We start from the raw sequence: 12,900 nt of genomic DNA, 5'->3' as shown, positions 1-12,900 counted from the left end.
TTCCTTGGTTTGCTCAAATTTGCCAAAAATTATCCATGCTTCTTGGCAAAAACCACCACCCATACAAAGAACAGTGCAGGGAACGATAGGAAAAGAGAATTTCCACAGAAACTTTGGAGGGATCAATCATGAATCGCAAGCCATTAAAAGCGGTGCTTCCCGCACTTTGTGTCGCCTTAGTCTTGTCGGCCTGTGGAAATCAGAATCAGCAAGGAGCAGGCAACGGCAACAACACGGCTGGAACCAAGGCAACAAACCAAAAGCAGAATAAGTCCGGCCAAGCTCAGGGAGGGCAAGCGCAAGGAAAACAAACGGGGCAAGCGCCAAAATCAACCCACACACAAGGCAGAAACAAACAAGATGCCACCTTGATTCCAAGCATCAACAGCGATAAGAAACGCACCACCAACGAAATGGGGGCGCAACATTATGGAATGGGGGCCAATGTGCTCAGTTCCATCGGCAGCTCCGCTCTGCCGGGCGGAGGTGTCTCCACCAAGCTGGAGTCCATGCTGGGCAGCGCAGGAATCCACGGCGTACAAGTATTAGTGATCGACGACACCGTGATCATCGGTCAAAACAACGATCATCAAGGTTCGGCTATGCAGTATGATGCCATGCAAAACAAACTGCTCAATCGCTTCTCCGGCACATCATCAACGCAATCGGATCAGGACTTCGGCTTTAAAGGAACACCTGGCATGCCCGGTGCAACGATGTCAGGCGGAAATCAGAAGCAGCCAGGCCAAACGGGCGGAGCCGGTTCCGGCGGAGAGGTTTCTGCTGGCGGGGCTTCTGGCGCTGGCGGCGGGGCTTCTGGCGCTGGCGGCGGGGCTTCTGGCGCTGGCGGCGGGGCTTCTGGCGCTGGCGGAGCTTCTGGCGCTGGCGCCGGAACGTCGACCGGGCCTGCAGGCGGCAGCACAGCCGATGCATCCTACGGCAGCGCAAACCTTTATACCGGTGGAAACGGCGGAAATGGCAATGCAGGCGGTAACAACGGCGGAAATACAACCGGCGCTGGCACAGGCGACTCTCTGCAAGCGGCCCGTCAGGAAATCGAATCGATTTTTGGGGGCAATGTCCGTGTGCTGACTGTGACCAACCCTGAGGCTGTTTCCGCAATGCAGCGGATCCGAAACAGTTTGCAATCGCAAAATGGCAGAGACAAACGATTCACCGCCGATCTGGCATTGGTCATGAGAGCGGCTCGCGGAGACAATCAAAGCCAATCCACTCAGCGATCCAACCAACAATCTAGTCAGCAATCCAACCAACAGCAATCACGCTAAACAAAGCCCGTGCGTCATCCGCTCCACTAATTCACAAAAACAAAGACGGCTGCCAGATTGGCAACCGTCTTTTGTTTTTTTCTCTGTTTACGCTTTGGGCAGCTCAAACGAGCTTTTCAAGGAAACCGTCAAATTAAAGACCAATTTTTCTTTGGTCGTATATTTTGGATCAACATTAAAGTAACCATGACGGAAAAACTGAAATTTGTCATGCGGTTTGGCTTCACTCATATTCGGCTCGACATATCCTTGGACTATTTTAAGCGAATTGGGATTCACTTTTTCCAGGAAGGTCTTGTTGTCGTCATCCTCTTCATCGAGAATGAGCGGCTCATACAAGCGAAACTCTGCCGGAACCGCCTGTTTTGCCTCAACCCAGTGGATCGTTCCCTTCACCTTTCTGCCGGTAAAGCCGCTGCCGCTTTTCGTTTCAGGGTCATAGGTGCAATGAATTTCCACAACATTGCCTTCGCTGTCTTTGATCACCTCTTCGCACCGAATGAAGTAAGCGTGTTTCAGGCGAACTTCGTTACCAGGGAAGAGGCGGTGGTATTTGGCTGGCGGGTTTTCCATAAAATCATCTTGCTCAATGTAAATTTCGCGGGAAAACGGGATTTTTCGCGTACCCATTTCCGGATTTTCCGGATTGATTTCCGCATCCAGCCATTCCACTTGTCCTTCCGGATAGTTGGTAATCACCACTTTTAACGGCTGTAGAATTCCCATCGTCCGCGGCGCTTTCAGCTTCAAGTCTTCGCGAATGAAATGATCCAGCATTTTCGAATCGACCAGACTGTTGCTGCGGGAAACTCCCACTTCACGGCAAAAGTTGCGGATCGATTCCGGCGTAAACCCTTTGCGTCGCAGTCCGGAGATGGTCGGCATGCGCGGATCGTCCCAACCGTCCACCACTTGCTCGTCCACCAACGCTTTCAAATACCGTTTGCTCATCACCGTATTGGTCATGTTCAAGCGGGCAAATTCATATTGATGTGGAACATTCTCCATCTCACATTCTTGAATCAACCAATCGTAGAGCGGGCGATGATCTTCAAACTCCAACGAACATAACGAGTGGGTTACCCCTTCGATCGCGTCTTCCAACGGATGAGCGAAGTCATACATCGGATAAATGCACCATTTGTCGCCGGTGTTGTGATGTTTGGTATGGGAAATCCGGTATAACACCGGATCGCGCAAATTTATATTGGGCGAAGCCATATCGATTTTGGCGCGCAACACTTTTTCCCCGTCTTTAAACTCACCATTGCGCATCCGCTCAAACAGTTCGAGGTTTTCCTCAACCGAACGATTGCGGTAAGGACTTTCTTTGCCCGGTTCGGTTAAAGTTCCGCGCGTTTCCCGAATTTGCTCGGCAGTCAGATCACAGACGTACGCTTTGCCTTTCTTGATCAGCAAAACCGCCCGATTGTACATTTCCTCAAAGTAATTGGAAGCGAAGCAGAGATTGTCCCATTCAAACCCCAGCCATTTGACATCCTCTTTAATCGCTTCGACATACTCAACATCTTCCTTCACAGGATTTGTATCATCAAACCGCAAGTTGGTCTTGCCGTTAAACTCGTCCGCCAGTTCAAAATTGAGGCAGATCGCTTTGGCATGGCCAATATGCAGATAACCGTTCGGTTCAGGAGGGAAACGGGTCACGATTTCCTGCACTTTTCCCGCTTTTAAATCTTCCATCACAATCGTACGAATAAAATTCGATGAAGCCGGCTTGTTTTCCACCACAATCAACCTTTCACGATATATCTAGACGAAACCATTTTCCTCTTTCTAAATAATACTGATAATGCCACAAGAGTTCAACCTGCCTTTAAAAGAAACCGCCCTTGCACATTCCGCTCCGTTCTAAGCGGGAACCTTCCCTCTAGTTCTTCTTGTGATATCTGTCTATTTCCTGTTTTGCCGGCAATCGCTAGGTATATACCGTTTCCAAAGCCGCCAGCGGATTCATACTGTACCATATGCCACGCAATATGAAGGAGGAAGAAACATGGCCAGAAGGGAGCTTCCCGAGCGGACAAGAGTCAGCCCTGAATTTCAGGAATGGTTGAGAAGCAATCAAGTGAGCCGCCGGCAGTTGCGCAGGAACCCGGAACTGTTTCACACCTATTATGAACAATGGCAACGCACTGTCGCAAAACCAAAAAGCAACCGAAGATCGCTATCGCTTTTCAGCAAGTTGTCGCGGGTAGACTTGAATCAAGTGAGCAATCACCTTTCAAAAGCAAGCGAAGTGATCGGCATGATTCAAAATTTTAAAGGGATTTTTGGAAGCGGAGGTCGACCGCACGACTTTGACTAAACCGGCCCGCGAACGGCGGTGATTTTGGCCACAACAGGCAACCGTCCAAGCAAACTGGCGCGCCGCTTCATACTCTGTACTATCTTTGTTTAAAAGGAGGTCTTGGCGAATATGGGATTCTTTAACGACTTTGACGACTTTGCCTTGATTTTGGTGTTGTTCATTCTGTTGGTAATCGTTGGTGCCGCTGACTAATAAAAAACGCGAAAAGCCCTTCCTTAGCGAAGGGCTTTTCCTATGTTCGACTAATTGGTCAACGCATTTTTCAGCTGCGAAGAGAGCGTATGCAGCTCGTTTGTTTCTTTGTTGATCTCATTGATTTTCTCATGTTGGGTTTCAGCTGTGGCAAACAGCTCTTCCATGCTGGCCATCGATTCCTCGGTTACATTGGTAATGCTCGACATCGAACAGGCCACTTCTTCCGTTCTTTGCCGGACTTGGACGATACTGGCCAAAACTTGGTCGACCGCTTGCATAAACCCTTCCATTCCGGATTTGACCAACTGAATAGACGAGACCGTTTCCATCGCCAGCTTCTGTCCTTTGGTCACGGAAGCTTCCCCGTCTTGCATCTGTTTTACCGCGTTTTGGCTTTCCTGATGCAAGCTTTCCAGAATGGCCGCAATTTCCTGTGTCGCTTTCGCGCTTTCTTCGGCCAGTTTGCGAACCTCATCCGCCACCACGGCGAATCCTTTGCCGTGCTCGCCGGCGCGTGCCGATTCAATCGCCGCATTCAAGGCGAGCAAATTGGTCTGGGAAGCAATTTGGTTGATCGTTCCGACAATTTGCTCCACTTTGTTTGATTGTTCGTTCAACTGATGAATCGTTTTGGAGGCCACTTTAACCGTTTCCACGATGTAGTTCATTTGTACGGACAAATCATTCATTGTAACAATGCCCATCCCGAGTCGCTCATTGTTTTCCTGAGCTTCCTGCTTCATTCTGTTCGCTTGTTGATTGATATGCAAGATTTCCGTCTCGATCGACTTCACTTCTTCGTCGATCTTGACTGTGGAATTGGTCTGGGTTTCCATGCCGGAAGCAAGCTCACGAAAAGCCACCATCATATCATCGGTCGTTTGTTTTGTTCCTTCTACATGCTGGAATACTTTGGAGCCGGTTTGGTCCAATTGAACCGTCGCTTCTTTAATATTTTGAAAAATGCGTTCGAGCCGCTTTTCATTCTCCACCGCTTCCTGTCGCGATGCTTCCGCCCGCAGCAAAGCGGCTTTTCCCGACAGGCACAAGTAGATCAGACCGATCATCATAAAGACAATGCCGAGAATTTTCAGCACCAGATCGATCTCCGTATTTGTCGACTCAAAAATTTGATAGAAGCCGCTATAGAACCCGACCAAATTGGCGGCAATCTCAATCAATCCTGTGGTGGCGATCAGCTTCCAATCCAGGAAGGCAGCCAACAATCCCAAGATGATAAATGTTATGTAACTTACTTCCGGATAATCGGTGAAATGATCAAATGAAACCGAATAAAAGATGAAACCGAAAGCTACCAAATAACGAATAATTGGACTCTTTCCATTGACAAAATAATAGGGTGAAACAATCAGGGTAGCCAGCAAACCGATGGAAACAACCTTCCAAAAGGAAACATCGAACTGGTAGGCGATCCATCCCCCGATCCAAAGCTGATTCCACAAAATAAAGATCATAAAACCTTCTTTGTCTCTTAGTACCCTTCCAATAAAATTGAGCATATGGTTCCTCCTATTAAGTTGTGCCTACTCATCTATTTTATATGCTGTTAGAAAATAAGACAAACCTAAGTTTCATCCTCTTCATACCAAGGATTCAGATGGACGAGCACTTCATCTACTTCGTTATATTTTTCCATGATCACTCTTTTGATCTCGCGGGAAATATCATGCCCCTGCTGAATTGTATACTCTCCGGGAATGGAGACCCTGGCATCCACCAGAATATAATGTCCGTGTTCTCTCGCCCGCAACCGGTCAATCCGCTTAACCTCGGGAATCGAACGGATCAACTCGGCAAACCGATCGATTTGCTCCTGATCCAAGTTTTTCTCCATCAAAATATCAACCGCTTCTTTTCCCATGTGTATCACCAGTTTGAGCACCAAAATGGAAACGACCAAACCGGCCACCGCATCCCCATAGGCGAAGTAGGGAATATGGTAGGCGTCTCCCACCAATGCCAGGCCAATGCCAATGACAGCAGCGATTGAAGCGTACACATCGGCCAAATGATCGTAGGCAGTGGCAATCAGTCCTTTGCTGTTCTGCTTTTTGCCGATGCGGTAAGTATAGACATAGAGCCATTGCTTCCAAACAAGAGAGATGATCGCAGCAGTCAAAGAAATGTAGCTGGCCGGTGCAGGTTCTTCAAACAGCGCGACAATCGATTCAAATGCAATATAAATGGCGGCGATGCCCAAAATGATGGCAACGCTTCCCGATGCCAACACTTCGGCTTTGCCGTGACCGTACGGGTGCTCCTGATCCGCCGGTTTTTGGGAAATGCGCATCGAACTGAATGCAGCCGCGGTTGCGATCACATCTCCGGCGTTATGGATGCCATCAGCCATCAGCACCTGACTGTTGGTCAAAAAACCGACAATTAATTTAAGCAAAGTAAGAATAATATTGCTTAGTAGACTGAACCACATTGCCATCGATGATGCAGCAGTTGCCGTTGTCATAAAATTGTTCCTCCTGCCAGTTTTATTGCCCTAGGGAAACAAAAGCCCTTGACCATCTTTGGTCAAGGGTTCGCTTTCATTCCATAGTATGTCAAGATTTTGCCGAAAGTATGATTGATCACTCATCATGTCCACCACTTTTTTTAACGTAAAATCTATTATAGCATAAATGGGAGACAATGACCAACAAGTGTCCATTTGGTGATCGTGTGTATAGCTCTCCCTTCTGTTTGGAATCCTAAAATTATCATAAAGCGGGAGGCTTTTACATGGTATTAACCTATGTTCAACAAATGGCTAGTTTTCCAAACGGTTGCAGACTTTCTGGCATGAAGTGAATTGTGATGAAAAAGACGGATTCGATATGGGATAAAGTACTATGGAGCATCGCGATTCCCGGTTTTGGACAATATTTAAACGGGCAGTATGTGAAAGGTACAGTATTGCTTGTCCTGGAATTTTTGATTAACAGCAACGCCCGGCTAAATACGATTATCTTGCTCAGTTTTCAAGGAAAAATTGCGGAAGCGCTCGACAGCACCAATCTCCAATGGCTGATGTTTTATCCCTGTGTCTATATGTATGGAATCTGGGACGCTTACTATGTGGCAAGCGGCGGAAAGACAGAACATTCGGTCTATCCGTTTGTTTTGGCGGCCTACTTTGGAACCGTCGGCATCATCTACGCACCCGTTTTTCGTATCCAAGGCACGCTGCTCGGTCCTGTGTGGCTGCCAATGATTACGGCAGGCATGGGAATTGCGATCGGATTGTTGCTCAAACACTTCCTTCTGCGTTTTTCCCGACAAGAAAAAAAGGAGCCCTCTGAATCCGAGTCTCCCTAATTTCCCTGGCACAAAGGCAATGTGCCATTTTTTTTCGCCAAACGTCAGGCAAAATAGGTCAGCGGTGTTTTTCGCCATTCGCCGAGGAGTCGTTCATCCTCCGCCGAGATCAAAGCTTGTTCTCTCGCGGTTTCTACCAATGACGTATAATCGCTGAGCGTGCGCAACGGAATCCCCGCTTCGGCAAATTGCTCGGCGGCCTGCGGAAACTGATAACTGAAAATGGCTGCCACTCCAACCACTTGGCCCCCTTCAGCCGTTACCGCCTCCGCAGCCTTGAGCGAACTGCCCCCGGTTGAAATTAAATCCTCAATGACCAGCACCTTTTGACCTTTGGCAAGCAATCCCTCGATCTGATTTTTCCGGCCGTGTCCTTTCGCTTTGTCACGCACATAAATCATGGGCAGATCAAGCAATTCCGCCACCCATGCCGCATGGGGAATTCCGGCCGTCGCTGTGCCTGCGATCACCTCGGTCTCCGGAAATTCGCTGCGGATCACTTCCGCAAAGCCGGCGGCAATTTCCCGGCGAACAGCCGGATAGGACAAGGTAAGCCGGTTATCGCAATAAATCGGCGATTTGATTCCCGACGTCCAGACAAACGGTTCCTGCGGCCGCAAATGGACCGCGCCAATCTCTAGTAAACGGGCTGCAATGACCTTGGCGAGATGGTTGTTATTCATTGTGATGCTCCTCCCTTTGCTGTTACCGAATGCAAAGATTGCAAAATTTGTTCCCAGGCCGCCAACGGGTCGGGCGCAGCGGTGACAGCACGCCCGATCACGATATAATCGCTGCCCAAGGCAAACGCTTCCGCCGGGGTCGCAACCCGAGTCTGGTCTCCCTTGTCTGATCCCGCCGGGCGAATTCCCGGGGTGACCGTCACGAATTCGCGGCCGATCCGTTCTTTGAGCTGCGGCACTTCCAGCGGGGAAGCGACCACACCGTCCAACCCCGCCTGTTTGACCAGTCGGGCATACTGGATCACCGTTTCTTCCACCGTACCGGGGATCGCCAGTTGTTCGTTCATCATGCTTTGGCTCGTGCTGGTCAGCATGGTGACGCCGATTAACAATGGCCGCGGCGATCCGGCTTTTGTCCCTTGCTCCAGTCCTTCCCGCGCCGCCTGCATCATCTGTATACCTCCGGCTGCGTGCACGTTGATCATGTCAACGCCCAGTTGAGCCAGACTGCGAACGGCTCCTTTCGCTGTATTGGGAATATCGTGGACTTTCAGATCGAGGAATACGTTCAGTCCCCGTTCCTTAAGTCGATAGATGACCTCCAATCCAGCTGCATAAAACAGCTCCATGCCCACTTTCACATACGCAAGCCGTCCGTCAAGACGGTTGAGGAAATGCTCCATTTCGGTTATATTCGCGTAATCCAAGGCGATAATGATTTGTCGGTTCCAATCCTGTTGGGCCACTGCTCTCTCTTCCTCTCTCTATACGGTTACCCCGATTTTCCCGAGTTGTTGCCGGGGCATGGCATCTGTTGCAAACGTGGTCGTTTCTAACACATGCAGCAAAGCCGTCGCTGTATCCAGCGAGGTCAGGCAGACCGCTCCGTTTTCCACTGCCTCCCGTCGAATGCGGAAGCCGTCACGCTGCGGGGTTTTGCCTTTCGTCAGTGTGTTCAGCACAATATTGGCCTGTCCGCTTTGGATCACGTCAAGCAGATTCGGCGTCCCCTCCGACAACTTTTGCACCCGTGTGACAGGGAAACCGGCTTGTTCCAGAAATTGCGCAGTGCCGGTCGTTGCCAGCAGCTTGAATCCAAGCTGATAAAAACGCTTGACGATGTCAGCTGCTTCTTCCTTGTCTTTGTCAGCCAATGTGACCAACAGGGAGCCGTGTGTCGGGATCTTCATGCCAGCCGCCAGCAAACCTTTGTAAAGCGCCTTGGCTAATGTCCGTTCCCTCCCCATCACTTCGCCGGTCGATTTCATCTCCGGCCCGAGTGTAATGTCGACCCGCCGCAATTTGGCAAAGGAGAAGACCGGTACTTTGACCGAAACCATCTCGTCTTCCGGATGATATCCGGGGGTGTATCCTTGCTCGACGATCGATTGCCCCAAAATGGCCTTGGTGGCAATATTGGCCATCGGAATTCCGGTCACCTTTGACAAGAACGGCACTGTCCGGGATGCGCGCGGATTCACTTCAATTACATACGGCTTGCCTTTGTAGATGACAAACTGGATGTTCAACAATCCTTTGATTTCCAGAGCGCGGGCCAATTTGGTCGTCATCGCGATCAATTCCTGCTTCAAAGCTGGTGACAGGGATTGCGGCGGATAGACCGCGATCGAGTCTCCGGAATGTACGCCTGCCCGCTCGATATGTTCCATAATGCCCGGGATCAACACATTGTCTCCGTCGGAAATGGCATCCACCTCTACTTCGGTGCCGAGCATGTAGCGATCGACCAGCACCGGATGCTCCGGGTTGATTTTGACGGCCTGTTCCATGTAAGAAACGAGTTCCTGCTGGTTATACACTATCTCCATCGCCCGTCCACCGAGAACGTAGGATGGCCGCACCAATACAGGAAAGCCCAGATTCTCCGCCGCGACCTTTGCCGCTTCGACAGTGGTGACCGTCTTTCCCGGCGGTTGCGCCAGTTCCAGTCGCCGCAACAGCGCTTCAAACTTTTCGCGATTCTCCGCCGCATCGATTTGTTCCAGGGCGGTACCGAGAATGCGGACGCCGCGCTTGGCCAGCTTGTCAGCAAGATTGATCGCTGTTTGCCCGCCAAACTGCACAATCACGCCTTCCGGTTTCTCTTGTTCGATGATGTTCATTACATCTTCTATATACAGCGGTTCAAAATAGAGCCGGTCAGAGGTGTTAAAATCGGTGGAGACGGTTTCCGGGTTGTTGTTGATGATCACCGCTTCATATCCTGCTTCTTTCAGTGCCCAGACAGCGTGCACGGTAGCATAGTCAAACTCGATCCCCTGCCCGATCCTAATCGGTCCCGAACCGAGCACGATCACCCGTTTTTTCCCGGTCTCGATCCGTTCGTTTTCTTGTTCATAAGTAGAGTAGTAATAGGGAGTCTGTGCTTCAAACTCGGCTGCGCAGGTGTCCACCATTTTAAACACGGGCGTTACCCCTGCAGCGAGCCGCTGCCGATAGACGGTTTCTTCGGTCAATCCCGTCAATTCGGCGATTTTGCGATCGGTGAAGCCAAGCCGCTTGGCCTCATATAATGTTTCCTGCTCCAATCCGCGCGATCTCAGCTTCGCTTCAAAACCAATCAGCTTCTGCAACTTGTTCAGGAAGAAACGATCGATTTTGGTCAATTCGTGCAGCTGCTCCACGCTCCAGCCGCGGCGCAGCGCTTCGGCCAGCAAAAACAGACGTTCATCATCGGCATTGATCAAGCGTTGTTGCAACAGCTGATCTGTCAGTTCGCCGACACCAGCTGTCTCCAGATGATAGCTGCCTACTTCCAGGGAACGGACCGCTTTCATGATCGACTCCTCAAACGTTCGGCCAATCGCCATCACTTCGCCCGTCGCCTTCATTTGCGTTCCCAGCCGACGGTTGGCGGATTGAAACTTGTCAAACGGCCAGCGCGGAATTTTTGTCACAACATAGTCAATCGTCGGCTCAAAGCATGCATATGTTTGGCCGGTAACCGGATTTTTCAGCTCATCCAGCGTATAGCCAATGGCGATTTTGGCCGCCATCTTGGCGATCGGGTAACCGGTCGCTTTGGACGCCAGTGCGGAAGACCGGCTTACCCGGGGGTTGACTTCAATGACATAGTATTGATAGCTGTGCGGATCGAGCGCATATTGGACATTGCACCCTCCTTCGATGCCAAGGGCGCGAATGATTTTCAAGGCTGAGGAACGCAGCAGTTGATACTCCCGGTCCGACAACGTTTGGCTCGGCGCAACGACGATACTGTCTCCCGTATGCACACCGACCGGATCGATATTTTCCATGTTGCAGACGACAATACAGTTATCGTTTGCATCCCGCATCACTTCATACTCAATTTCTTTCATTCCGGCGATACTTTGTTCAATCAGGCATTGGGTAATCGGTGAATTCTTCAACCCGCTTGCGACAATTTCCCGCAGGCTCTCTTCATTCTCACAGATGCCGCCGCCGGTTCCCCCCAACGTATAGGCCGGACGAACGATGATCGGATAACCGAGCTCATTGGCAAAATCAACGGCTTCCTGCACGGTGCTGACGATCGTCGATTCAGGAACCGATTCTCCCAACTCCATCATCAGGCTGCGAAACTGTTCACGATCTTCCGCCTGTTTAATGGACTGCAAATTGGTTCCCAACAGTTTGACACCCTCCGCTTCCAGCACGCCTGCTTCCGCCAAAGCGACCGCCATGTTCAGCCCTGTCTGTCCGCCCAATGTCGGAAGCAACCCATCCGGCTTCTCCTGCCGGATCACTCGCGCCACAAATTCTGGCGTAAGCGGTTCGATATAGACTTTGTCCGCCATGTTGGTGTCGGTCATAATCGTCGCTGGGTTGGAGTTGATCAAGACCACTTCCAGCCCTTCTTCTTTCAAAGCCTGGCAAGCCTGTGTTCCGGCATAATCAAATTCCGCAGCCTGGCCGATGACAATCGGCCCTGAACCAATCACGAGGATTTTTCGCAAGTTATCGAGTTTTGGCATAAGATTGTTCCTCCTTTGATTTCGTCACCAGTTGCAGAAATTGATCAAACAAGTAGCTGGAATCTTCCGGTCCGGGAGAAGCCTCCGGATGATACTGGACAGAAAAAGCTTGTTTCCCCGGAGCGCTCAAACCTTCAATCGATTCGTCGTTCAGAGCCAGATGGGTAATCACCAGCTCCGTCCCCGTCAAAGAATCTGCTTTTACCGCGTAGCTGTGGTTTTGCGACGTAATGTATGTCCGTCCGCTGGCCAATTCTTTGACCGGATGGTTGCCGCCGCGATGGCCAAACTTCATTTTCCCGGTGTCTGCACCTGCAGCCAGCGCGAAAATTTGGTGTCCCAGACAAATACCGAACAACGGGTATTGACCCAATATTTCCCGAATCGTGTTGATCGCTTGCGGCACATCCTTGGGATCACCCGGCCCGTTTGACAGCAAGATGCCGTCCGGCTGAATCCGTTTGATCTCACTGGCGGTAATATTGTAAGGTGCGACCACGACATCGCAGCCGCGCTTCAACAATTCCCGCAAAATGCCGTTTTTCGCGCCGAAATCGATCAGCAAAATTCGCGGCCCAAATCCTTTGCAGTTGTAAATGCTTTTCGTTGAGACACGAGCGACCTGGTCTGTCGGCATCGGCGTTTGGCGTAGCAGCGCCAGCAATTCTTCGAGCGGTGCCGTGCTGGTGGTAATCAACCCTTTCATCGTCCCGTGATAACGGATCTTGCGAGTCAGCATCCTGGTATCGATTCCGGCAATTCCGGGAATTTCGTAGTCTTTCAGCAGCGAATCCAACGTTTGGCTGTTTCGCCAGTTGCTCGGCTGTTCGCAATGTTCCCGGACGACAAATCCTTTGATATGGGGAACGACGGCTTCAAAATCGTCGCGGTTGATTCCGTAGTTGCCGATCAGCGGATAGGTCATCGTAACGATCTGATCGCGGTAAGAAGGATCAGACAAGATCTCCTGATAACCGGTCAATCCGGTGTTAAACACCACCTCGCCCAACGTTTGCTTTGTCGCTCCAAAGGCTGTTCCTACACATTCCGTACCGTCTTCCAAAATGAATCGTGCGCGCATGTTTTGCCCTCCT

11 protein-coding genes are annotated in these 12,900 nt (G+C 50.5%); 4 read left to right on the top strand and 7 right to left on the bottom strand.

Features of this window, described 5'->3' with window-relative positions; genetic code table 11:
• The first annotated feature begins 128 nt into the window (after positions 1 to 128).
• On the top strand, positions 129 to 1,289 hold the full coding sequence (locus JOD01_RS04735) for a hypothetical protein (RefSeq protein ID WP_204517092.1): 1,161 nt from the start codon (positions 129 to 131) through the stop codon (positions 1,287 to 1,289).
• 87 nt (positions 1,290 to 1,376) lie between these two features.
• Here JOD01_RS04735 and JOD01_RS04730 read toward each other — a convergent pair whose 3' ends face one another.
• On the bottom strand, positions 1,377 to 3,047 hold the full coding sequence (locus JOD01_RS04730; RefSeq protein ID WP_239565196.1) for a glutamine--tRNA ligase/YqeY domain fusion protein: 1,671 nt from the start codon (positions 3,045 to 3,047) through the stop codon (positions 1,377 to 1,379).
• A gap of 259 nt (positions 3,048 to 3,306) precedes the next feature.
• On the opposite strand from JOD01_RS04730, the gene JOD01_RS04725 reads away from it, so the two are divergent.
• Entirely contained in the window at positions 3,307 to 3,618 is a 312-nt protein-coding gene (locus JOD01_RS04725) for a hypothetical protein (protein ID WP_204517090.1), read from the top strand.
• 111 nt (positions 3,619 to 3,729) lie between these two features.
• Positions 3,730 to 3,813 (top strand): YjcZ family sporulation protein, encoded by an 84-nt coding sequence (locus JOD01_RS04720; protein ID WP_204517222.1) that lies wholly within the window; start codon positions 3,730 to 3,732, stop codon positions 3,811 to 3,813.
• A gap of 50 nt (positions 3,814 to 3,863) precedes the next feature.
• On the opposite strand, the gene JOD01_RS04715 is transcribed toward JOD01_RS04720, so the two are convergent.
• Both JOD01_RS04715 and JOD01_RS04710 read right to left on the bottom strand, forming a co-directional pair.
• Positions 3,864 to 5,336, bottom strand: coding sequence for a methyl-accepting chemotaxis protein (locus JOD01_RS04715; RefSeq protein ID WP_204517089.1), 1,473 nt, complete (start codon positions 5,334 to 5,336; stop codon positions 3,864 to 3,866).
• 65 nt (positions 5,337 to 5,401) lie between these two features.
• Positions 5,402 to 6,301 carry a cation diffusion facilitator family transporter gene (locus JOD01_RS04710; protein ID WP_204517088.1) on the bottom strand — a complete coding sequence of 300 codons (900 nt, stop codon included), beginning with the start codon at positions 6,299 to 6,301 and terminating at the stop codon, positions 5,402 to 5,404.
• A gap of 344 nt (positions 6,302 to 6,645) precedes the next feature.
• Between JOD01_RS04710 and JOD01_RS04705 the strand changes: the two genes are divergently transcribed.
• Positions 6,646 to 7,146, top strand: a complete 501-nt coding sequence (locus JOD01_RS04705) for a hypothetical protein (RefSeq protein ID WP_204517087.1) — start codon at positions 6,646 to 6,648, stop codon at positions 7,144 to 7,146.
• 44 nt (positions 7,147 to 7,190) lie between these two features.
• On the opposite strand, the gene pyrE is transcribed toward JOD01_RS04705, so the two are convergent.
• From pyrE to carA, 4 genes are read right to left on the bottom strand one after another with little or no spacing between them, the layout of a single operon-like run.
• Positions 7,191 to 7,829 (bottom strand): orotate phosphoribosyltransferase, encoded by a 639-nt coding sequence (gene pyrE / locus JOD01_RS04700; protein WP_204517086.1) that lies wholly within the window; start codon positions 7,827 to 7,829, stop codon positions 7,191 to 7,193.
• Positions 7,826 to 8,575 carry an orotidine-5'-phosphate decarboxylase gene (gene pyrF / locus JOD01_RS04695; RefSeq protein WP_338028523.1) on the bottom strand — a complete coding sequence of 250 codons (750 nt, stop codon included), beginning with the start codon at positions 8,573 to 8,575 and terminating at the stop codon, positions 7,826 to 7,828. Before pyrF ends, pyrE begins: the two co-directional genes overlap by 4 nt.
• A gap of 18 nt (positions 8,576 to 8,593) precedes the next feature.
• Positions 8,594 to 11,806: a carbamoyl-phosphate synthase large subunit gene (gene carB, locus JOD01_RS04690; RefSeq protein ID WP_204517085.1), complete on the bottom strand. Its 3,213-nt coding sequence runs from the start codon at positions 11,804 to 11,806 to the stop codon at positions 8,594 to 8,596.
• Positions 11,790 to 12,887, bottom strand: a complete 1,098-nt coding sequence (gene carA / locus JOD01_RS04685; protein WP_204517084.1) for a glutamine-hydrolyzing carbamoyl-phosphate synthase small subunit — start codon at positions 12,885 to 12,887, stop codon at positions 11,790 to 11,792. Before carA ends, carB begins: the two co-directional genes overlap by 17 nt.
• Between the last annotated feature and the right edge of the window lie 13 nt (positions 12,888 to 12,900).

Source organism: Brevibacillus fulvus, from assembly GCF_016908525.1.
Classification (GTDB): domain Bacteria; phylum Bacillota; class Bacilli; order Brevibacillales; family Brevibacillaceae; genus Brevibacillus_G; species Brevibacillus_G fulvus.
The sequence above is the reverse complement of the archived record's forward strand: the minus strand, read 5'-3'. Positions and strand labels throughout refer to the sequence as shown.